The sequence below is a fragment of the Stenotrophomonas sp. STEN035 genome (genome assembly GCF_056759935.1).
Genome location: NZ_JBRRDY010000010.1, coordinates 72,771 through 95,429, shown reverse-complemented (window position 1 = coordinate 95,429; position 22,659 = coordinate 72,771). Strand labels below are relative to the sequence as shown.

Annotated in this window: 18 protein-coding genes and 1 pseudogene; 13 read left to right on the top strand and 6 right to left on the bottom strand. The window is 54.6% G+C overall.

The window, feature by feature from the left end:
• Positions 1-45: 45 nt before the first annotated feature.
• A complete protein-coding gene (locus ACVOLL_RS07450) occupies positions 46-912 on the bottom strand; it encodes an aminotransferase class IV family protein (RefSeq protein WP_481512315.1) in 867 nt (288 codons plus the stop codon).
• 81 nt (positions 913-993) lie between these two features.
• On the opposite strand from ACVOLL_RS07450, the gene ACVOLL_RS07445 reads away from it, so the two are divergent.
• Both ACVOLL_RS07445 and ACVOLL_RS07440 read left to right on the top strand, forming a co-directional pair.
• Entirely contained in the window at positions 994-1,365 is a 372-nt protein-coding gene (locus tag ACVOLL_RS07445) for a MerR family transcriptional regulator (protein WP_481512314.1), read from the top strand.
• Positions 1,337-1,552: a hypothetical protein gene (locus ACVOLL_RS07440; RefSeq protein WP_481512313.1), complete on the top strand. Its 216-nt coding sequence runs from the start codon at positions 1,337-1,339 to the stop codon at positions 1,550-1,552. Before ACVOLL_RS07445 ends, ACVOLL_RS07440 begins: the two co-directional genes overlap by 29 nt.
• A 225-nt stretch (positions 1,553-1,777) precedes the next feature.
• On the opposite strand, the gene ACVOLL_RS07435 is transcribed toward ACVOLL_RS07440, so the two are convergent.
• The 3 genes from ACVOLL_RS07435 to ACVOLL_RS07425 are packed head-to-tail and all read right to left on the bottom strand — an operon-like array spanning position 1,778 to position 4,058.
• A complete protein-coding gene (locus ACVOLL_RS07435) occupies positions 1,778-3,169 on the bottom strand; it encodes an exonuclease domain-containing protein (protein ID WP_481512312.1) in 1,392 nt (463 codons plus the stop codon).
• A complete protein-coding gene (locus ACVOLL_RS07430) occupies positions 3,166-3,714 on the bottom strand; it encodes an ImmA/IrrE family metallo-endopeptidase (protein ID WP_481512311.1) in 549 nt (182 codons plus the stop codon). The genes ACVOLL_RS07435 and ACVOLL_RS07430 overlap by 4 nt, the downstream gene beginning before the upstream one ends.
• On the bottom strand, positions 3,711-4,058 hold the full coding sequence (locus tag ACVOLL_RS07425) for a helix-turn-helix domain-containing protein (RefSeq protein ID WP_481512310.1): 348 nt from the start codon (positions 4,056-4,058) through the stop codon (positions 3,711-3,713). The genes ACVOLL_RS07430 and ACVOLL_RS07425 overlap by 4 nt, the downstream gene beginning before the upstream one ends.
• 151 nt (positions 4,059-4,209) lie before the next feature.
• Between ACVOLL_RS07425 and ACVOLL_RS07420 the strand changes: the two genes are divergently transcribed.
• From ACVOLL_RS07420 to ACVOLL_RS07400, 5 genes are read left to right on the top strand one after another with little or no spacing between them, the layout of a single operon-like run.
• Positions 4,210-4,431, top strand: a complete 222-nt coding sequence (locus ACVOLL_RS07420; RefSeq protein WP_481512309.1) for a DUF2188 domain-containing protein — start codon at positions 4,210-4,212, stop codon at positions 4,429-4,431.
• Positions 4,432-4,462: 31 nt separating this feature from the next.
• Positions 4,463-5,566 carry a multiubiquitin domain-containing protein gene (locus tag ACVOLL_RS07415; protein WP_481512308.1) on the top strand — a complete coding sequence of 368 codons (1,104 nt, stop codon included), beginning with the start codon at positions 4,463-4,465 and terminating at the stop codon, positions 5,564-5,566.
• Positions 5,563-6,960, top strand: a complete 1,398-nt coding sequence (locus tag ACVOLL_RS07410) for a ThiF family adenylyltransferase (RefSeq protein ID WP_481512307.1) — start codon at positions 5,563-5,565, stop codon at positions 6,958-6,960. Before ACVOLL_RS07415 ends, ACVOLL_RS07410 begins: the two co-directional genes overlap by 4 nt.
• Entirely contained in the window at positions 6,951-7,292 is a 342-nt protein-coding gene (locus ACVOLL_RS07405; protein ID WP_481512306.1) for a ubiquitination-like system serine protease family protein, read from the top strand. Before ACVOLL_RS07410 ends, ACVOLL_RS07405 begins: the two co-directional genes overlap by 10 nt.
• A gap of 31 nt (positions 7,293-7,323) precedes the next feature.
• Positions 7,324-7,590, top strand: a complete 267-nt coding sequence (locus ACVOLL_RS07400; RefSeq protein WP_481512305.1) for a hypothetical protein — start codon at positions 7,324-7,326, stop codon at positions 7,588-7,590.
• Positions 7,591-7,888: 298 nt separating this feature from the next.
• Here the strand turns inward: ACVOLL_RS07400 and ACVOLL_RS07395 are convergent.
• Both ACVOLL_RS07395 and ACVOLL_RS07390 read right to left on the bottom strand, forming a co-directional pair.
• Positions 7,889-8,341, bottom strand: a pseudogene (locus ACVOLL_RS07395) (IS3 family transposase); the annotation flags it as partial.
• Between the two features lie 208 nt (positions 8,342-8,549).
• On the bottom strand, positions 8,550-13,460 hold the full coding sequence (locus tag ACVOLL_RS07390; RefSeq protein ID WP_481512304.1) for a hypothetical protein: 4,911 nt from the start codon (positions 13,458-13,460) through the stop codon (positions 8,550-8,552).
• 568 nt (positions 13,461-14,028) lie between these two features.
• On the opposite strand from ACVOLL_RS07390, the gene ACVOLL_RS07385 reads away from it, so the two are divergent.
• From ACVOLL_RS07385 to ACVOLL_RS07360, 6 genes are all read left to right on the top strand, one after another.
• Positions 14,029-14,796 (top strand): HEPN domain-containing protein, encoded by a 768-nt coding sequence (locus tag ACVOLL_RS07385; protein ID WP_481512303.1) that lies wholly within the window; start codon positions 14,029-14,031, stop codon positions 14,794-14,796.
• Positions 14,797-15,947: 1,151 nt separating this feature from the next.
• Entirely contained in the window at positions 15,948-17,102 is a 1,155-nt protein-coding gene (locus ACVOLL_RS07380) for a Tn7 transposase TnsA N-terminal domain-containing protein (RefSeq protein ID WP_481512302.1), read from the top strand.
• A 276-nt stretch (positions 17,103-17,378) separates the two neighbouring features.
• Positions 17,379-18,170, top strand: coding sequence for a hypothetical protein (locus ACVOLL_RS07375; RefSeq protein ID WP_481512301.1), 792 nt, complete (start codon positions 17,379-17,381; stop codon positions 18,168-18,170).
• Between the two features lie 212 nt (positions 18,171-18,382).
• On the top strand, positions 18,383-19,408 hold the full coding sequence (locus ACVOLL_RS07370; protein WP_481512300.1) for an AAA family ATPase: 1,026 nt from the start codon (positions 18,383-18,385) through the stop codon (positions 19,406-19,408).
• Positions 19,401-20,780, top strand: a complete 1,380-nt coding sequence (locus tag ACVOLL_RS07365) for a TniQ family protein (protein ID WP_481512299.1) — start codon at positions 19,401-19,403, stop codon at positions 20,778-20,780. Before ACVOLL_RS07370 ends, ACVOLL_RS07365 begins: the two co-directional genes overlap by 8 nt.
• A 1,573-nt stretch (positions 20,781-22,353) precedes the next feature.
• Positions 22,354-22,632, top strand: a complete 279-nt coding sequence (locus tag ACVOLL_RS07360; protein ID WP_481512298.1) for a hypothetical protein — start codon at positions 22,354-22,356, stop codon at positions 22,630-22,632.
• Positions 22,633-22,659: the final 27 nt, after the last annotated feature.

Sequence of the window (22,659 nt, the reverse complement as noted above, 5' to 3'; positions counted from 1 at the left end):
AACTTGACCGCACTATGGACGCGGCAAGATGCCCTACGTCATACATCACTGCATTGAGGACCGCAGAAGCAGCGGCATAGCCTCTTGCAAGGATCTCAGCGGCTCAGCGCAAAATGCCCGATGGAGCAACGCATGGAATTCGGGCGCCTCAGGCATGGGGACGGTGCCGAGCTGATGAACAGCGATGCATGGCGTCCAGGAATTCATCACCGCTGCACCTTTAAGGCTTGGCAGGCTATCGATCCCGATCTCCATGTTCCGCTGGGGAATTCCCATAGCTTCCAACTGCCGCTTCACGATGGACATCGTCGTACCGAGCAACATCCGGGCTTGGGGCCACACCACGGCTTGACCATCCCAGAACACGATGTTCCAGATGGTCCCCTCACTGATGTGTCCCTGCCTATCAAGGAAAACAGCGTCATCAAAGCCCCGCTCCACCGCTTGCCGCAGCAGATACGTCTTGGCGATCTCACCCACATGCTTGAGGTGCGGCAGCATCCGCTCGTGCTCTACCAAGGCCATCCTCAGCGGCCCAACTGGACCATTCGAAGGCGCACTTACTCGCACCAATACATCCGGTACATGCCGATCCACCGCCGCTGTGAACTCGCCAGCGGGGGAGTACACGGTAGCGGTCAAGGAAACATCAGCATCTTCACTTGGCAGCGCAGCGCTGAGATGGCCCAGAATTGTTTTATGGGGCAGCGCGTGTTCAAACATCGCCTGCGATGCCGCTCGCAAGCGAGCCAGATGCAGATCGAGGCCACGCACCTGACCGCCGCGAACCTGCATGGCAGTGAAGTGTGCATAACCGGCGAAGGCCAGGGGCGCGAGGTCGCCGGCGCTGGCGAGATGCCCGTTACGCTGGACTGGATTCAATGTGGACGGGTGTGGATTTTCGATGGACATGCGCGTCTCCTTTCAAAGGCAGCACCCAGCCTAAACCTTGACAGCGCTGTTAAAGTCAAGCACCGATGGAAGGAGTGTCAGATGCGCATTGGAGAACTGGCCCGACGCAGTGGGGTGAGCGAAAGGATGCTTCGCTACTACGAACAGCAGGGGCTCCTGCGACCAGCACGCACCGAGGCACGCTACCGTGATTACGGGCAGGCCGAGTTGCAAGCTGCCCAGCGCATCAAGCTCTTGAGCGAATCTGGAATCAAGCTCGACGCCGTCAAAGTATTGCTGCCCTGTATGGTTGACGGACCAGAAGTCTTCGATCTGTGCGACGACATCGTCGCCACCCTTCGCGAGGAAGTAAGAAGGCTGGACGAAAAACTGGATGCACTAACCGAAAGCAGGCGGATCATTGCCAACTTTCTAGCAGGCCTTGATGGTGTCGCACTGGATCCTCGGGCCTGAGCAGCGCCCCATCTTCATCGCCGAGAGCGGCGACCAGCTGACGAAATATGGTTTGGATACGGCGTGGCAGAAGATGATCGCCGCTGCGATGGCCGACGGCGTCATCGCGCATACCGAGCAATCCAGCCTGCACGGACTCAAGCACCGCGGCATAACTGACACGCCTGTCCACAGAGCGGATAGATAGCAGGGTAGCGGGTACGTGGACGAGAGCATGCTCGTTACCTACGACAACGAACCAGCCGTGGTAAATCCTGCAAAAATGCCCGAATTTTCGGGAGAACTTTCGGGAGTCAGCAGTTTCAGCAAGAAACCGAAAAATGCGCGTGAAAGCATAATTTGGCCATCACTGGAAAGCATAGTTTGACCAGATCAACTAGTTCCTGAAATCAGTTCCTCGCCCTGACATAGCTCAGGCCAACTGGACCACCTTGGCTTGTGCCGCCAAGTAAGCTCGATACCGATGGAGCGCGGAGACATCCTCCCCCACCGATTTTTCGATCAGGTCAGCGATGAGTTCAAGCGCCATATCAGCAGTCAACGGACCACCTGGATCAAACGAACACCTTGCCAAACCACGAGCAACCTCGCTGCGCTGCTCTGTCGATAGCGCATCCGGCCGCTCCCTGCTGAGCAGCCTCAAACCCAAAGTCTGCATCCGGTCGTCTGAAAGCTTGGAAAGAACCTGCGCCCGGTGCAACCAATCGACGGCATGGAACTCAGCCATGATCGACTGATCGGCTGGCGAACTGAACTTCTCGTAGATCCGCCTCTCAACATATGTCTCGGTTGGCCACTCGCGCTTTCTTTCATTCATGACATCGAGGAGCCGGATCCGAAAAGCTGCATCCTCGCGCACAGTGCGCCCAATCTCTTCGATTTGGTCGATGCCAAGATCCAGCTGAACTTCCGAATCGTCAACGTCATACATCGGTGTGAGCGCGGGCGCCCTGTTAGTGCGTATCTGCTGCACCAACGAAGGTGTATGTGCTATAGCAGCGGCGAGCTCAGCCTGCGGGGCACTAAGCAGTCGGATCGTTTCGCTATTGATAACTAAACATGACGCAAGAGCCGCCTGACTCGCGTCATTCCCTAGCCACACGAGCGGCGTGTAGCGTGCTTCATTTCCGACAAACGACGTCAGCAAAAATGCATCTTCACCTTCGATAAAGTCCCCCACAGCCCGCTTGTTCGAGAAGCGCACAAACCGCTGCCATGCACCGGGGGCACTCCGCTGCAATCGATTGCATAGCTCAATCGTCGCACGCACATCTGACAATGCATCGTGCGCCTGGCCATGCGCCAGCCCATTAACGCGAGTGATATCTGGGAGCTTGAAGCTTCGCTTACCTTCGTCGGTGAGCGGAACGATAAATGCATCGGACGAACTACCGGCAGCGTCCAGCGCGAGATTCAGTACGTCGGCCCTGCCGCACTCACGATTGCTAGTCAAGTAAGGCGGATACAAGCATTTGTAGAGCGCCTGACGAATAAACTCCTCGTCAAATCGGAGTGAGTTGTAACCCGCGAAGATTGAAGGAGACCAGGACAAGAGCTTGGCCTGTATCGCGGTGACCATCTCGTAGTGAGAAGGCAGAGATGGATCGATGAGTTGCTCAATCCCAACTCCATTGATCCAGAGAGCCTGAGGATGCGGAACTACATCGTCACACAAGCGAGACCTTATTTCGAATCGATCGATCTCTCGGAGTTGATGATCAGTTCTAATTGCCGCGAACTGGATGATCTGGTCGAAGTGCGCCGAGAGTCCCGTCGTTTCCAAGTCGTAGAAAACGAAACTCATGAGAGATTGTTCTCACCCATAAGTCCGACTAAGCGAAATCGCATCGCAGCAGTGCTGACTCGGAACTTCTTGGCAATTGCTTCAATCTGCGTGTCGTCTTCAATGTCGATCTCACCCTCGTCCATCTCCTTGGCGAGAAGCAATTTTGGCATCAGGAGCTCTGCCGCAAAGGTGTTCGCCATTACCTCGTTCTCGTCAATGCCCTGAGATGATATCTCATCACGCAACATGACCCGAATACCTCGATCAACATGCACCGCATCCCTGAGCAAATCAGCATGCAGCATGTGATGACCAAGCTCATGTGCTGCGGAGAACCGCTGGCGATTTGGATGGTGCAGCGCGTTGATACCGATGATAGCGACGCCATCATTGATGTAGGCCATACCCGACAGGTCCTCCTCAAACGGCGCATATTGAAGTGCTATGTCGCGCTTCTTGATGATGCGTTCGACAGGAACCGGTGCAGACTTGATCGCGTAGTGCTCGAGTAGATCTCGCGCACACTTGCGAGCTTCTTCGATTTTTTTTGGATCCGCCTTCACGACTTTCCTTTCCGTTGCGACATCTCGTTCGCCAAAAGACTAGTCATAAGCGCCTTACTTGTTTCACTGATGGGCATCGAAAACGGGACCGCGAGGAGATCTTCAGACAGCCGTGGCTGCACGACAACCTGGGGAACAAGGTCAGCTACTTTCGATACCCCGAGCGCATCTGCGAACCGGTAAAGATGATGAAGCAGAACACTCTGCCTCCCTCGCTCAATGTTGGCAATCGACGCACGAGACATGTTTACCCGCTCCGCCAAGTTGCTTTGCGTCATTCGAAGCGCCTTGCGGCGCGCAGCAATTTGCTGCCCCAACATTACGTATATCTCTTCTTCGCGCATCAAAGATGCTTACATTTTGGCTTGAGCGCGTCAACCTCACAAACATTTTGTGCTTGTTATTGACATTTCAATGTGCTGTTGACAAACATATTCAGGTCTGGCCTCATATTGCTGTGCCAATTCGGCGCAGACGATCTGCAAAGGGCAACACATGACAAAGCGCATTCACGTAGTTCCCCACCCCTCCGGCTGGGCCACCCGCTCCGAAGGCGCAACACGCGTCGGCGGCACACACCGCACTCAAGCCGAAGCGACCAAAGCGGCCAGGAGTCAGGCGATCCGCGAACGAGGAGAGGTAGTGATCCACCGCCCGAACGGACAGATCCGTGATTCCAACAGCTACGGCAACGACCCCTTCCCGCCTAAGGGCTAAGCAGTCCATTTCAGATATCAAAAGGACAACCATGAACACTCAATCAAGTAGCGAGCCGCCCGATCACGAGGCCGAACGCACCCGCGCTGTCGTACGTGTCAACGGGCGGATGATCGAGCTGAACGACACGACCCCCACTGGCCAGCAGATTCTGGCTGCCGCCGGAAAACGCCCTGCCGCCGACTACGCCCTGCTGCGCTGGCCGGAAAATGGTCCGACGAACGAAGTAGCACTCGAAGACATCGTCGAGTTGCCGAAACGTGGGCAGGCGGCAGAGTTCTTTGCGGTCGAGTCGGATGGCGTCCGCTACTTCACGCTTGATGAAGAGCGCTTCGCTTGGGCGGGTCCGCTCGACGTCGAGACTATCCGCCGGATCGGTAGGGTGGATGAGGCCAAGCAACTCTGGCTCGAACGCACCAGCAAGGAGGACCACGAGCTATTGGCTGGCGACGTTGTCGATCTGGATGCGAAGGGCGTCGAGCGTATCTATGCGAAGCTCCCAGTCTGGCACCTGAAAGTCCAGAACCAGAATACCGAGTGGAACCATCCGACCGTCAGCGTTCGTCAGGCACTCATCAAAGCGGGCTACGATGTCTCTAAGCCTTGGGAGATCAAGTTCAAGGTGAAGGATCAGCCCATCCGACCGGTTGCACTGGATGAGGTTTTGGACCTGAGTCTGCCTGGGGTCGAGCGTCTGCGTGTCGCGCCTGCGAATGTCGACAATGGTGACGGCGCGCAGGAGGTGCGCCGTGACTTCAGCCTCTTGGCGGCTGACGCTGCTTTTCTTGATGGGGAGGGCTTTCGTTGGCGGACCGTTGTTGACGGTGATCGCTGGCTGATCGTGGACGATTACCCCCTGCCCCAAGGCTATAACGTATTAAGCTGCGCGCTTGCCGTGCAGATGCCAACCGGGTATCCGGATACTCAGCTCGACATGTTCTATTGCGCTCCCGATCTTCTCGCAGACGGACGAGTACCACCCCAGACCGAGGCTCGGCAACCAATCGATAATGCGCAGTTTCAGCGCTGGTCGCGCCACCGAGGCGCAGGGAGCGCGTGGACGCCAGGCATCGACAACTTAGCGTCTCATTTCGCACTCATTGAGCTTTCGCTAGGTCGGGAGGTCGGCCAGTGAGCGAGCGCATCACATTGGTTATGGCAGGGGCTGATCACAACGCAGCCAAGTGCCACTTGTTCCCCGGCGACGGCAAGGAAGCCGCCGCTATCCTGGTGTGTACTCGCCATCGTGGAGAACGGCTGAAACTGCTTGTGCAGAAGGTCGTACCTGTCCCATACGAAGTTTGCCAGCGAGAAACCCATCGGTTGACTTGGCCGAGTGCCGCCTTCGATGACCTACTGGATCGCTGCGATGCCGACCAGCTCTCGCTCGTTTTGATCCACTCACATCCCAGCGGATACCCTGATTTTTCGGATCTTGATGACGTATCCGATCAGGGCATCATGCCGTATCTCTATCCCTACGGATATTCAGACCATCTGAACGATCTGTGGCACGGCTCTGCGATCATGCTACCCAGCGGCGCGATCAAGGCCAGGCTGTATACCGAACAGACGCAACACGTTCCGATCAACCTCGTTGCAATTTATGGTGACGACCTGCGCCTCTGTTGGTACGACAAGCCGGACCAGCCAGCGGCCATGGCGTTCACCAGTGACATGCGCAACGAAATGGGTCGCTTGTCAGTCGCGATCATCGGGATTTCTGGGACCGGCAGTATCGTGGCAGAGCAGCTCCTGCGCCTTGGCGTTGGCGAGCTCATCGTGATCGATGATGATCGGGTCGAAGAGAAGAATCTCAACCGGATCTTGAATACAACACAAAGCGATGCGGAAGCAGGCCGTTACAAGGTCGACGTTTTTCGGGAGGCGGCAGCGCGAGTCAACCCGCAAATACGCGTTCGGACGGTGCACTTCAAAATCGGAACGATCGAAGCGATCAAGGCTGCCGCCGAAGCGGACGTTCTGTTCTCTTGCGTTGACAGCCAAGGCGGCCGGCAAATCGCGGATCGTCTTGCCGCATCCATGGTCCAGCCTCTCTTCGACGTCGGCGTTCTCATCCCTATCAGACGCCCCGAAAGCGGGACAGTTATCTCCAACATCAGCGGCCGGATCGACTACGTCCAGCCCAAGGGATCGAGCCTGGGTGATCGAAAGGTCTATACACCCCAGCGCCTCGCGCAGGAAGAACTCCGCGAACGAGATCCAGCAGCCTATGCCTCGCAAATTAAAGAAGGCTACATGCCCGGCAGCAACGAAGAGGCACCTGCAGTAATAACTGTGAATATGCGAGCCGCTAGCGCAGTCGTTCAAGAGCTGATTGCACGACTCTATCCCTATCGAATCGAAAGCAACGCGCTATATGCGCGCACCCAATTTTGCCTTGCTGCTGAGGAACACGAGTATTCTGAGGAGAGTTCATTCCCGCGCGTAATTCATGCACATGCGACGCACGGACTCACGACGCCTTTGCTCGGCCTTCCCGCCTTGGAGGATTTGCGATGCAAGTGATGCAATTTCTTTTCCGTGCCTGGGACCGCTTTTTGGGTTGGATCCGGCGCGACCTTAACATCCAAGATGTGCATGCAGATGAAGTTCCGGAAGCAATTGCGCGCGGTAAATTGCTCCGTATGATCGACGAAGGCGAGCCATGGGCTGCCGTCATGATGTGTCCATGCGGATGCGGTGAAATCGTCGAACTCTCGCTGTCAGGAGCTTCAACGCCACACTGGTCCCTCCATCTTGAAGACGGTAAGCCCACACTGTCTCCTTCGGTATGGCGCAATGTTGGCTGTCGCTCACACTACTGGGTGAAACGTGGACGAGTGAACTGGGTGACTTGAAAATGTAGCAGCGTGATGATCGGCCGTCACCATGCATAGCTTTGTGCGCGAGACGGCGCGTATTAGCCGCGTATCACCTGCATGCAGCGGGCACTCCGGCACCAAGCCACGGATGCTCGGCCATTACGTTCACCAGGACAGCTACCCAGAGATTTCTTCCGTAGACAGAACCACGGTCTTTGGCGCGACCTCTAAAAAAATTACTTACGTGCTGCCCTCCCGCATCGAGGAACTCACGGCAGTCCGAAAGTATCTCGGCAGCTTCGTCGTTGCTCTGCTCGTCGTACCGATCGACTAGCTTAAGCCGGCAGAAATGGGAGTCAATAAGATCCCATAAGTTATCGGCCACATTTGCGGGCCTCTCCAATGAGAAGGTCGCCCCTACGCCTTCGAATAGCCTATCTTCGCGCAAATTCACTTTTAAGAACTGCAGATCCGCCACCTCGTCCGCGTAAGCGTAAGCGTACAAAAACTGACGTTTGCCTGCGGCGGAAAGCCAATCATCGTCCTTCGTCGAGTTGCATGTCGAGCAGCAGGGAATGAATCGCCCAGGCTTTTGTAGACACTCTTCAGCCGTTTAGTGCGTACTGCCGTTAAAACTCTATCGGGGACAGGCCGCCATTGGAATCGTGTCGCCGTGACGGGTTGTAGAACATCTCGATGTACTGGAAGACATCGGCGCGTGCCTCGTCGTGATTGCTGTAGATCCGCCGCTGAATACGTTCGCGTTTCAACAACTTGAAGAAGCTCTCCATTGCTGCGTTGTCGTGGCATTTTCCTCGCCGGCTCATGCTGCATACGATGTCGTGCTCACGCAGGAAGCACTGCCAGTCTTCGCCGGAGAACTGCGTTCCTTGGTCAGAGTGCAGAAGCAAACCTGGAGCGGGTTTGCGCCTCCAAACCGCAGCGAGCAGCGCTTGCAGAACCAAGTCGGTGTGCTGCGTGGGGCGCGTCGCCCAACCCACCACCTGGCGTGAGAACAGATCGAGCACAACGGCCAAGTACATGAAGCCGTCGTAGGTTCGGATGTAGGTGATATCCGTTAACCACCTCCGCCTAAGCCATAGTTTATGGCTGCGAGGTGTCTACGAAATCCTGGGCGATTCACATCCAACCCGCTGTAGTTGGCCAACCAAATCAAAATGTAAATTCGGGGCTACATTGATGGATGCACCACAGTGATTCCGAAGTGCGGAGGGGGCCTCTTGAGCGCAGAGAAAAGAGATGCCGCCCCGGAAGGGCGGCATCCGCTACCGATCAAAGCGTTACGGACCTGTACTGCGCACGGACAGAATTTACGATCCGACTTTTGTTCTTGTACTTGAGCACTTCTTCAAGCACAGCCGGGTGCTCGTTCGGAACGACTGGAGATATCTCACTAAGTTTGCCAATGCCAAGGCTATTGAACGAGGTACCCAGCCTGAGCGCAGCCGCGCCACTAATCAACCAGCGGTCATGTATGAGAATCTGCCCCTTGTTGTCATAGCCGGCCATTGCGATGATCTCCGTCGCCGGGGGTTCGTCGTCTGACATCAGCTTCCACTGACTTAGGAACATCTCACGATCGAAGTCAGCACCTTCTACGCCCTTTAGGCTTGTAAGTACCGTAACTTGCGCTTCTGGACATTCGGCGAGCACCAGTTGCAGGAATTCGCAATCCGTACAGGAGAAGTAGGCATCACAGAGGATAACGGAGTCGGATGGGTTATTCCTAAGCCAGAAGCGAATGTAATCCATTGCTTCTTGGCGATGCCCGGGCCTGACGATGAGAGCGCCTTCAGGCGCCAAACCTGCAACCGGGATTGATGCGCGAGACTTAGCAGCGCCTATACGATTCGCCGTACTAAGTGCGATCTCACTTGACAGCATGATGACCTCCAGCAGCGGTCTAATGCGGGATTCGGTGTCCACATCGCGCATGCATCTTGACGCCGCGTTCTCTATATACCAGGCAAGCACCGGGTAGGCATCAGGGAGATACATCTCCCCTGCCTGAACAAGTGTGCCAATCATTCTTTCCGGTTCCTTAGGTTGCATCCTGCCGTTCAAAAGCGAGCAAAGATTCCGCTGAGCAGCATCTGATAGGTCTAAGGCGCTATTTTGCTGATCCTTATCCGCATCCTCATCGCCGAGTCGCTTGCGAATTCCTTGAATGGCGATGTCTCGATCAAAGCGCTTCTTCATCTCAAGCCGGGCGGGATCCTCATCTGAGAGCTCAGACACCATCTGCGAGAGATCAGCACTGACAACGTCTGCGAGGTCGACAAGATTCCGCCGCCAGCGAGAGTCTACGTCTCGATGGCCGCTATCGAGCGAGATCTTGAGCGCATCCCTCAGTGCTGTCTTGGCCAGCGCCGGTACAACTTCTCGCACGGCCCGGATATAGTTCTCAAGTCTAGTGTATTTATCATAAGACGAAGGAAGTCCGTCGATTATTGACCTAGCATCTGACAACAACTGCTTCCTTAACTCAAGCATTCGTGCCGGAAGACACTTAGACACCTCAATGAGAACGTAGGCCCGATCAGCCCGATTGCCAACTCCGTTCGCACGCGATATCAATTGTTCCCACTCAGGCTGCTTTGCTTCAAGTATCCGCATTGTCTGTGCAAGGCAGACAATCAGGTAACCGTCATGTTTAATATTTCGTAGATCAGGAAGCTTTGCCCGAGCAAGCTCTTGAGCCTTGATAGCAAAATCTCGCCTCTGCTGGCCCGTTAGTCGGGTCTTGTTGTCCTTCAACGAGATGGCCCGGCACGCTGCCTCCATCAACGCCCAGACCAGCCAATCGTCGCTCACGTTTTCAAGCAGCGCCAGAAGGTCCATGAGGTCCTCGTGATCTGGGATCACCCGGGCCTCTTCCAAGTCTTGTGATGGCTCGCCGGTACTCTTTCGGGACAACATCATCCTGCCTGTACGATAGAAGGCAGATGCTCTTTGCTGAGACGAGAGCTTCTCGAAGTCCTGGAGCGCGGTAACAGTATGCGCTACATACAACGCAGGAGCAGCAAGGGAGATCATTGCTGCAATGTCCGCTTCGCTTCCAGCATCGCCTCCACTTATCAGTGGTCGAATCTTGTCCTTCACAACCCCCTTGCACTCATCGGTACGTCGCTCGCACCAAAACCTCGTAGCCAGATCGGTATAGATGTTCACGCGGGTTGAAGAGCACGGTATAGCGTCGCAAAGCCGGTACATACGGTCCAGGTCAGCCCTCGCCACACCGCCATACTTCATCAATGGCCTGAAAGCCCGCGACATAAGCGCGAGGCAATGAGCAACGACCTCAGCAACAGCTCGCTTCCCCAGCGTCTCACTGCCGTTAAGTACCAAGGCAGACTCATAGATTCTCTCGGACAGCTCAAAATTCTTCTTCGCAAGGATCGGAACAAGAAGATACTGATACTCAACCCGTGCAAAAAGAGACTCAATACTCTCTACCGCAGAGTTGAATGTATCCATTAGGCCGTCGATTCCCTCCTCGGGCTCCTCGGCCACTGCAAAGGCAAGGACATCAATGGCGATGCTGCACACGAAATGAGGGTCTTTTGCGCGCAGCGGAAGCTTACGGAGAAAATGGCTCCACTGCAGCGGGGACTTCGCGGTAACTATTGCTCGCGCTGCCGCGAGTAGAGCAAGGTCCCGCCTGGTGTGATCCTCAATGGCGCCAATTGCCGCATTGATCTCTGACTCAAGTACCGAGGACCACGGCCTCTTACACGCCGCACTTATCACATTTACTCTGGCATCATCCCTCGACATGACGGAATTCAACCGATCGACTACCTCAAGCGCTTGAGTAACGCTATAAGTCGCCAAGGAATGAATTGGCCTCTTGAGAACTCTCCCCTGATTCGCACTATCACTTATTAAGACGTCAATGTTTGCAAGGAGGTCGTTCCTGAAAACCTCGCTAAATCCATCACTCTTCTCAAGCTTGCGATCAACATCAACATCGTCTAAAGCCGACAGCATAATAGCCAAGCAGTCGACTTTAGTCTCAACGCTCCCGATGTTATCTACTTCAAAGTAGGCATCGTTCATGCGCGCTGAACAACGAGCCAAACTGACGCTGTATTCCGCATGCGCAAGTCGCATCTGCAGCAGCGTTAAATCCTTGGACGGGGAAGATCGCTCGATGAGCGGTATCTGGCCCTCAATTCTTCTAAGCAGACTCATCCGAAGACCCTCATCTCCGACGAGACGAAGAGGCGCAGCTAGGTCCGCGAGGTCTACGGCCTTCGGCACGTACTCTGAATTTGCAACCAGCTGATCCAGTGCGTAAGACACAACTTCTGCAGCGTTCTTCTCATCGCCACATAAACCAATCACCCAGCGCAAGAATTGCATGCGCTGGCCGATCTTCATCCCATTTGCTAGGGAAAGAACTTGTTTCGTGGAGGACTGATCAACAACTGAGCGCAAGGATGAAAGTAGCTTCTGTAGTCGCTCGTCCGAGATTTCAGACGTAATTCTGTCCCCCTGTTCACCACCGTCCCTCTGCCCCATGCTCGCGGCAAATGATAGGCGCGCCAGGACTTCATTTTTGGACTTGTCCTTAGAGCGTCCACCGCTCATTGCTGAGTCGAGTATTCTCAGGGCGAGGTCTGGCAGAACGAAGATCAGGTTCTCCGCTATTGAGATAGCCGCGTCGCCGAGCTCATCAAAATTGACAGAGCGAGCTACCTCCCCGATGTACTCGGTGATTTGCGGGTCGACTGTCCCTTCTCTCTCGCGCACCCGCCGGCAGTACTCGGCGAGCAGCGACATACGCGCTTCGTGCGTGGGAGCATTAATGGCTACATCTAACGCCTTTTCATCTTTTCCGAGCGCTGCCAAGGCCCCTACCTCGGCCTGAAGATCTTCGGTCGCCATCAGCGCACCGAACATACTTCGCTCCATTGAAAATCGATATACATCCACAGCGTCCCTGAGCTCTGACGCAGCTCGGACACCTAGCGATGCTCTGCCCCTTAGTGCGGAGATGGACTGCGTGTGCTTTAGTAAGCTGTCATAGTGATCGGCAGATATGCAGCTAACAAGCTCCTTCCGCTGCCCCATGAGACGGTAATACGTCGGCAGGAACTGCAGCGCAATCGGACTTCCCGGGTTTGCCGCAAGGTAGTCGATGAGAACGTTAAGCGCGCGCTCCCGATAGTCTTCTAACAACCCTACGGCAATAGCGCGATGTGCCTCAGACGTAAAAGAAACGACGAGCGTGCCAGGGTCCTCCAGGAGGAACGGCAGTTCACTGCAGGAGGCCCTCAAGGTAACTGCATCCATGCCTGACACGATTCTGACCAGTTCACTCCAAGTAAGCTCTTGCTTTGACTGGCCAAGCACGGCAAGAACCAGCTTGACGTCCGAGTCAAGACTAGGTAACGCGTTGAACTCAAGTTTTACAAAATCGAGATGCTGCTCAATATCGGCGGACAACACCTCCTCTGCGGTGCGGCCAGATGCAATTAGTCGCTTAAAGGAAGCGAGGTTTCCGATGTTTCCGCGACAAAGCTTCTTCACTTGTTCGCGATGAGCAGGAGTCAGCTGCAGATCCGAAAGGTAGCCCTCTGCCTCGTAATCCCCGAACTTTGGAATTGTGAAAGACTTAGTCCTGATGCCCTCGACGTATTGGCTTAGCGTGTCTTCCGACGCGCTGATCAAGAATGAGAAGTTCTCGATCCCTATGGGCAGTAGCTCGGCAAGAATCTGGCGTGCGTCCTCAACCGGCACTTGATGAAGCCCGTCCACGACGACAAAGAGTCGTGATCCGCGGCTCCTCTTTCGCACTTGAAGGACAAGTCGCCTTAGGGAACCCTCATCGAATGGTGTGTCGGGAACGGGATTATCCGAAACAAACGCCCAGAATTGTTCAGCCAAAAGCTGTGTCAGGTACTCCAGCGAGTACGATATTTTGCTAGTTGCTTTTATGAAAAGAGAAAACGTAGTTAGAGGATACGTCCTACAGAAATGCGACAGCAGAATCGACCGCCCCGCACCCTGATCAGCCTCTACGAATACTACTAGGTCATCGTTGAGAAGAAGATCTCTCAAGCTCTCCACGTAATGATCACGAGCTACAAAGTCCTTCGGCAGATGCGGAGGGCAACCGAACTTCGCCTCCAGCGTTCCCTCTGCTACCCCTCCATTTAAAGCAGCCAATCCGGTCACAGCTCCCCCTGACATTAGTCCATTAGTCCTTGCCTTCCGCACCCACATGGTGTGGGAGCCCCTTGTCCAATCTTAGCACTGGGTAGGGGAGATTTAACTTTCATTATTCCCCCAGCCGCAAAGAGTGAATCGCTCGGGATTTCGTAGACACCTCGCAACCATATACTAAGGCTTAGACGGAGGTGGTAAAGTGGGCAAGCGCTCTGGATTCTTCTGTACTACATCGATCTCCACAACCGGGAGCTGAGATACGAGCTATCCCGCGCCACGGCCATGTCTGAATATGGCAAGATCAATGGCAGGTCGACTCGCTATATCTTCCAGCCGCTCAGCTTCGATAGTGCGGCATCTCACGCGACCTGAACCTCCCTACCGAGGAGCTCCACAAGCTCTTGCTCGGCCTGACACCCGTTTAGTCCCACGCAATTCCCCGAACGTGGCCATCTAACACTGGTGAGATAGTATCGTGCCGTCATCGCCTCTCTGCGCTCGCATGTCGCCCCAGGATCAAAGAGCAAAAATGTGGATGCGAAAATAAAGTAAGATGCGAAAACTAGATGAGGATGTCATGAAAAACAAAGCGAAGGATGCAGATTCTGCCGCTAGACGCGCAGCCTATCGCCCGCCGACACAGCATGCAAAAATCAACATGTTTGCGATTCGCTGCTTCCGGGACACTGGTGATGGAGACTACATCGCTGCCAGGTTAGCCATGAGGGCACGACTACACACACAGTATTTGTGGGCTGCCGAACAAGCAGTGGAAAAGTACCTAAAGTGCATCCTCGTTTTGAATCGGGTGAACACGAAAGACCTGTCACACGACTTGGAGCGCGCGCTTGCACGTGTCCACCAAACGCTGGCGCTCGAACTCGAGCTTACCGATCTTGAGCGTAGCGCGTTCAACAGCTTGGTCCGCTGGAATGCAGATCGTTACCTCATCAACTCTTACGTGATCGAGGAGCATGAGCTGGGCGCTCTTGATTTGCTCGTGTGGCGATTGAGGCAGTATTGCGAGCCGCTGGACGTGACTCACTACGCGGATGAGCCTTCCAATGATTTGTTGCGCGCAAACTTAGGGAAGGTGGCGGCGCGCCCTATCGCCATGCCGAAGTTGGGCCACTTGGAAGGAGGGCAACTGGAAAGAATTCTCGCCGACCGAAAGAACCCCGCAAGGCCCGGCCTAGTGTGGAGAAACCTTCGGTTCTCCACCGCCCATCGCAAGCGGGTGCCCATGTCGGCTGGCTGGCGCTGCGTGAACTCACCGCTTTACCTTGCTCAAGAAGGAAAAGAAGCGAGAGTGATTGCCGAGGTAGGGCGCTTGATGAGGTTGTGACTGCCGCCTCCCCGCATACTTGATCCGGGCATTCTAAAATCCCCCCCGGAGAGGCCCCCAAAGCTTTGCATGCGAAATTTAAATTCGAGCATCGTCAACAGATGCCTAGCACCGCACACGTCTGGTCAACCATTCGTTCGATCATGTCTCGCGAACCATGCCCAAGCGTTCCAATGCATATCGGATTAGCTATCTCGCCTCTAGCATCTAGCTCGGCCAAGTGCTCCTCAAAGATGCGCTCATCTATTTCTTGACGGACCCCGTCCAGATACCACCAGGACCAGAAGCAGAAATGTAGGGCAGAAAAAATTTCGTTTCTCGACGGCATCAATTGTTCATGCGCCCGTATCACCCTCGGCAATATCGAGAAAGCAGAGGCACAAGCTACCGCATGCCTCTCATCGTTGTGGGAGAGCTCTGCGATCCTGGCTACTGCGAGCAAGGCGATTGACGCATCCAGCGAGCACAAGGCACGCAACGCACGCAGTTCATTGTTTCCGATTTCCGCTAGTACAGGCACCCTATCCCGTGAGGGACGCCAAGCAAGAAATAGGACGTCCCGCACCTGCTTTTCGGTACCCGCGAGAATCCGGCAATAGAATTCAGGATCGCGAGGCGCTGGCTCCTCCATGAGAAGCCAAAACGAGTGATCACGCAAATAGCTGACTTTCGCATGGCAATCAGTCAATTCACTGATCCGATCAATTGTCTGATCTGATGGGAGCGCCGAACCATTCGCCCAGCGGCGGCATACCCCGCTCCACATTTCTTTGCCGAAGCTATCAACTTTTCTAGAACCTAGAAGCAGCCTCTCGAGCTGATTTCCTGAACCTGCTTTGGTTGCGATTAGTGCCTCTTTGAAACACGCCATTCCACGGCATCGACGGACGCGCTGCCGGTGCGCTGCGAGGAAATCTGAGTTAACCGGGTCCCTGAACGCCATATCGACCACCTCTAGAGCCAGAGTGCGAGTACAAGATCCGAGACATCCTGTACTCGATTGCGTCGTGTGTTGAACGGCGCTAGTTTTATCCAAGGGCACCAAGGTGTCGAGCATACGAATGTTGTTCGGCCCGTTCGACGTGTTCCAAGCGCCTCTGACACAAGCCATCAGACCGACAGCCTGTGATGTAGCTGACTAGGAAACTGCATTGAACAGCATTCCGAAATTTCTGTCAGATGAATGCATGGACGGACTTGGACTCACCGAAGAAGGAAAGCGCTACTTGACGGCAGTAGCTTCGTCCCCACCATCTCGCCCGGTAGGCGTTCACCGCATGCGGAATCTGGTCGGCGATGTGCCCGTTCCTAAGTTCGGCAACGTGCTTCGTGTGGAATCAGCTTCGGGAGAGTACTTCTTCCTTCTAGAGATGCTGTGGCGTCGGGATGTGCCTGCAATCTACGACCAGCCTCAAAGCGTGCCCCTGAGCATCATCAATAGGGCCGGCGTCGCTACCCGGGTTAGCTATACCCCTGATTTTTTGGTCGTTCACGAGGACTGCGTGGCTGTCTATGAGCTAAAGGCCGACAGCGCAATTGAAGCGCTTTGCGCAGAGAGGGCAGATGACTGGCATCGAGAGGAAGGTACGTTTGTCTACGTTCCGGCAAGGACGCATTTTGAGAGATTAGGCATTAGGCATCGCGTGGTTGCGAACAGCATGACTTCCGCTGTTCGTGCAGACAATCTAAGAACGCTGCTATCAGTCCGCGATACTTGCGATACTCCGCGGCTAGCACGCCTAAGAGAGCGCGCCGCAAGAATCGTTCGCAGCACGGATCTCATACAAATCGGACAAATTCTTGAGCAACTGCATATCGAAGACGCGACTCCGGTTCTGCAGCTTGTAGATCAAGGAACTATCTATGCCGACCTCGAGCAGAGTCTGCTCAGCGTCCCCGCCAATGTCTGGGTTGCGAATGACCCCAACTTGCCTCCGGTAGTCAGTGCAACCGGCTTCCGGTTCAAGAATGCCATCCTCGTCGATGAAGCTATATCAACCGACCAAGTACCGGATCCAAGACATGTAGCGGAGGTGGCCGCTCGCTTCGCCGCATGCGGTTTGATTGAACCGATGCAAGGCCAACCTGAAAGATCAGCGCGAACAAAAAGAAGGTACATGAAGCTTCTTCGGGAACATAAGGATGCTCCGCAAGTACTCTTTCCGCGCTGGAGTCGGTGCGGAAACCGAAAGCCTCGAGTCTGCCCTGAGCACCTTGACCTTCTCTACCAGGTGATCAAGAAGATCAAAGGGGATCCAAATCTTCCCACTGCATCTAACGGGTATCTGGAGTACCTCTCCCGTTGAAAAAGCCTTTCCCTGAAGGACATTGAAAATCCGGTATCGCAAGCAACATTTCGCCGCCGTTATCGAAACTACGCGGGCAAGGATGACTTCCAGATGACGCGCGGCGGCCGTCGAGCCAGCAATGCCTCCGCTGATTCCATCGATCCGAAGTTCCGGACTCTTCTTCCGACACGGGCTTTCTCAATTGCCCACATTGATCATTACCTGGTCGATATAGGTCTTTTGCTGGGACATGAGGGGCATAAACCCATAACCCGAAGAGCCTGGTTAACCGGCATGGTGGACGCATACAGCGGGGAGGTGCTCGGCATCTGGCTCTCTTACAACGCGCCTTGTCGGAACTCATGCGCGATGGTCATAAGGGATTGCGTGGCGAGGCACGAACGCGTCCCAGAGCTACTTGTAGTTGACGGTGGAAAGGAATTCGATAGTGTTCATTTTACAGCGTTGCTCGCTACCTTGGCGGTGACCAGATTTGAACGACCTCCCGAAGACCCTCGTTTTGGCAAGGAAATCGAACGAATTTTCGGTGCATTCAAGGAAAAGTTCGCGAGAGGACTTCCAGGCTTCATTCCCGGCATCTCGTTCGCACGGAGAATGTCCAGCACGGTCAGCCCAGCGAAGCGTGCACGCCTCTCCTTCGAACAGCTGGTAGATATGTTGGAGGCATACATATTCGATGGCTACAACCTCGAGCCAAAGCCAGACAGTTTCGACAGCCGCCAAGCGATGCGAGCCAAATCCGATGCAAGTCTCCCCTTTGGCGGAAAGAAGGTTAAGCCAGATACGGCTTTTCTGATCCAGACAGCTGTGGATGCTCCTCGCGAATGCTACCAACTTGCCCCAGGCCGCGGCGTCCGCGTTTACGGCACTTGGTATGGCTGTCACGCCCTCTTCGGCTACAGGGGGCCAAAAAAAACCGTTCGAGTACGGATAGAACCGTTCGATAGTTCCATAGCCTACGTGTGTCTGGGCGACACGTGGCTCGTCTGTCGCAGCACGGCCGCACAGATCAACGATGCGCGACCTACTATAGAGTTGATCGCGCGAACGGCCGAAACGCAGTAACTCCGCGGGGCGGCAGCAGCGCTAGCTCGCGAGGCCGAACTGGCAACATATGAGGCACGGAAATCGACACTGACATCATTGCTCGGCAGCGATGTTCCGCCAGATCAGCGTCGACTTGATAGGAGGAAGGACAAGCCCGCATCGAGCGCCGAGAGTACGCCGTCGGAGCGCTTCGGAGACATCGATGACCTGCTGATGGATGAAGGTATGACATGAAGCCCATACTCTTCCCCGCTCCTCTTCAACACCGAAGTTTCGTGGACGCAAGGCATCGCATAACCGAACTTGTTCGATGCTCACCGGGCGGCAAAGTAATTGCTCTAGTCGGTCCCACACAGGTTGGAAAACCCCTGATCTTTGAGCATCTGTTAAGAACGCTCGCCAAAGATCTAGATACAGGCGCGCCCACCATCATGCCCTGGGTGTCACTGGTAGTAAGGACAAGCAATGACGGCCGGATATCACCCAAGCATCTGACACTCAGTCTACTGAAGGAACTTCGTCATCCAATGTATGAGCACATTGGGGAATTTGACGAGCTTAACCACTACCGCCCTTCGAGGGGTAGGGATGAAGGAACCATGAGGGTAGCTCTTGAGTCGGCGCTTTCGGCACGCTCGACGAGCATTGTATTGCTCGATGAAGCACATCACCTAACTCACACGAACAACAAGGACGTTCGAGCGAACGTTATTCAGTCGATCAAGTGCCTTGGCGCGATCGACCGAACATTGGTACTGGTGGGAGGTTACGAGCTAGCCTACCGCGGGTTGTTCGATTCGGCTCACTTTGCTGGCCGATTGGTATGCGTCGAACTGGAACCGTACTCGGAAAAAAAATGCGATCTCATAGAGTGGAATCGGATCCTGAAGTTCTGCAGTAAGTACGTTGCACTACGACCACACTCACTCCTCCTGGACGAAGCCGACCAGCTCCTCCAGGTCACAAATGGATGCTTCGGGCTACTTGAGAAAATTTTGTGGTCCGCTCGATCTCTAAGCGGCCCCACTGGCATAAGCCGCGCTCATCTACGCGCGGCTTACCCCTTAAGGCACGAATATGAAGCAGTCAAGCATGATATTAACTTGGGAAGACGGGCACTCGAATGCATCGTTGTAGGCAAGCCCGTTGAATCCGAAATTTCGACGCACCCAAATAAGCCGAGGAAAGCTAATCGGCCTTTCAAACGCAAGCCGAATCGGATACTGCCAGCTTATCCGGTCGTAGCCAATGAGTAATTATTTCTTGCTAGAACCACTGGGCTGGGGAACTGAGGACATCGAACAGTTTCATTCGTACTTCTATCGATTCTCCCAACTTCATTCCACGACGATGATTCCGATGGCAAAGCACCTTGCCGAATGGTGGCGGCGAAATCATGACGAGGTGATCCCGCTTAACGATGTCTATCTCTACAAAGGAAACCGCCAGCCGTTGTGTGGCTACGGTGATGGTGTCGCAAACTATGTGCGCGTCGTCTCTGCGGCTGCTCACCAACCTGACCTCTATCGCACCACCCTCCTCCCTATCGCTAGTGCGGCCGACGCGGTCGCGCATGGTGCCTTAAAACGAGGAAGGGCGTGGTGTCCTGCCTGTATGTACTGGTCTACCCAAAAAAGTGAGCCCCATTACGACCGTCTGATATGGTCCATTGCGCCGATAGAGCGATGTCCGGTTCATCAAGTTGCACTGGAACACACGTGTCAACACTGTGGCAATCAACAGCTCGCTTATCACCCGAGAGCAGGCATGACGTGCTGCGCAAAATGCAACGCATCATTAGTGCAGTCGCCCAAGACATGGACCAGAAAAGCGCTCCCTGGTTTTGCAGAGGTCGATTGCAAAGCTCTAGTTCAGGCTATCGCCGACGGATCGCTCCGCTCGTCAGTCCCTCACGCGTTTTCAGTTTTCAGCGAAGAGTTACAGTCGCTGGCCAACCCTCTCGTCGGATACGAAAGGAAAAAAGACTGCCCCGAGTTCAATTCCCGCACTTGGCGTCGTGGAAAGAAGCCAACACTATCGACGATGCTCAACCGCTGTCACACCGCAGGCGTGATACTTCCCAACGTGCTAACTGACCCTTATGGCGCAGCGAAAGCAGCTGGACAGCTTTTGATTGACCGACATGCGCTCCCCCTTAACCCCAAACCGCGTCGCTCACCGGAGATGCTCAAGCAAGTTCGCCTGCGCCTGATGGAAGCTATAGCGGAGTACCCCGAGAAACCTTTGGTCGCCTTCACTGCATTCGCACAAGCGCTGGGCGTATCTAAAGGTTTCCTTGCCTACCAATCGCCGGTTCTGTGCAAGGTCTACAAGCAGGAGTACAAAGCTCAAGTCTGCAAAGTCAACAAACAGATCAAGCGTCGAGCAAAAGCTGAACTTACCGATGGGCGGGCGTTTCTTCGCTACTTAGCGGGCGAGTTCAGAAGTCAAGATGACCTGGTCGACCATCTTCTTCTGAATTTTGAAGTGAAGAAGCATGTTGCTCGCCTTTTAGTCTCTGAGGTACTCAAGACGCATGCAAGAATAAAAGCACTGAGCGAAATGACTACGCTAACCATAAGTCAAAGAACCATGTTGCGAAGAGGCCGCGCTTCAGGCTATTTGTGAAGCCTTCGACTTCATATCGTAGGCACCGATCTCGGCCTTTACCACAGCTCATCTGCGGCACGAGTATTCGAGATCACCCGCAGACGATGGTGGAAGAAGTCACAGCTACCATTGAGGGCAATTACGACTGTCCACGCGGCCCCTAGACGGGAGAGCGAGAGCTTCTGCAGGAACTGCTGGGTTACTCGGTCGGCGCAACAGCCAAGATCATCGAGATAACAATGAAACTGTTCCAGATATGCTGGCGCCCAGGATAGGTCAAAGTCTAGAGACGTGTGCTTCCCAACCTATACGAAGTTCACTGGGACAAGAGGGGGATAGCGGTCGCGTTTGCGCGTAGACGTTGCAGGAGAGAGAATGATGCGGCGCTTCTAAATGCTAGAAAATTCTGCAGGCGCGCGCATGAGGACTCCTATATGAGACGTATTCAAAGCTATAGCGCACCCTCATCGGCCCAGCATGACAGCACTGTAATTCGTCGCAGAATCATCGAAGATGATATCGCCTGGTTCCATCGACAACACCTGAACGATTTATCTGCAAGAGTTCTGAGCGAAATTGTACGAGAGAGAATGACGAGTGATCCAAATCACGCGCGCGTTCGACTACTCATGAAAGAAGCAATCGCGCTAGAAGTCGAGAAGCGTGATCACACATATGCTCGCGCAAGACGCAATCTAGTTAAGTAAACAGAGGCCTAGGGAGCTGGAGCGCTATCCCGCTTGAACCTCCTCAGCCACTCGTAGGCGGTGCGCCTACTGTCGCAAGCGCATATACCGCTCTTTCGGCACGCAGCCCTTGAACAAGGACGCGGCCTACAGGCAAAGCTCTATCGCGCGGCGCCAATCGAACATGGTTATGCAGCTTCGGCCTGGCTACTAGGAGCCAGCTTGGCTCGGCAACTGCCATCCTCCCGAGAGCCCTGGATGAATAACCCGCGGACAGATCACAGCTAGCTCGTCGGCCAAGTATTGCTTTCGTAGTCTCATAGTTTGGCCAAACCGGCCAAACTATGCGCAAGCGCGCAAAAAACTAAGTGATTGAAGCTGTTTGCCCACCATCAATCGAAAAGCAACCCTATCCGACTGAATTTAAACGACATTAAATCGCATCACTCCAATCGTTACTCACCGCGTTACTCACGCAAGAAAAACCAAACCAACTTCGAATCCTGTCCGTGACGGAAGCTCTTTCTGCGCGGGAAGCAATGTTCCGTTCGGGCACCCTAACCATCAAGCCCCCGCCCCCGCCCCGCCCTGCAACCCTAGCGCAGCCTATTATCCCCCAAGAGCTACCGGCAGCAGATCTTTCAAAAGGAATGCCCAGATCCCGTTGCCACAAAAACCTGCACACGCCTCAACTTGGCTGTCGAAGCAGGGCTTGGCACCCACGTGCAGCCTGCAGGGAATGATTTCATCCACCCAGCGCTTTGCGCTCGCAACGCCGTACTCGCTTCGGCGCCGGAAAAGCAGCGAAATGTACACACAATGAACCAGCTCCAGGCCACGCTGACTCGAACTTCACAGAGATGAAGGAATCATCTGCGCTCCCTCCAGCGGGACCGGAGGATGTCTTGAAAAAGTCAAAAGGGAGATTTTCCATGGGGTCAGTCGCAATGTACCTGGAAGGGCCAGGCCAGCAACGCCGCTCGGTGAGCATTCTGTCGCGCCAAAACAAGCGATTGTTCACCGGCAGTGTCGACAGCATTCGCATCAAGAATCGCTCGATCTCTGAGATCGAAGTGAAGACGTTGGTAGACGAGAATGGAAACATTGCCGTTCAATCTGACTACGACGGATTCCGCTTCAAGTACCCGGACTCTGAAATCCACTGGAGCCTGGTAATTGGCTGACCAAAAGCCCGGCCCCCGCCGGGCTTT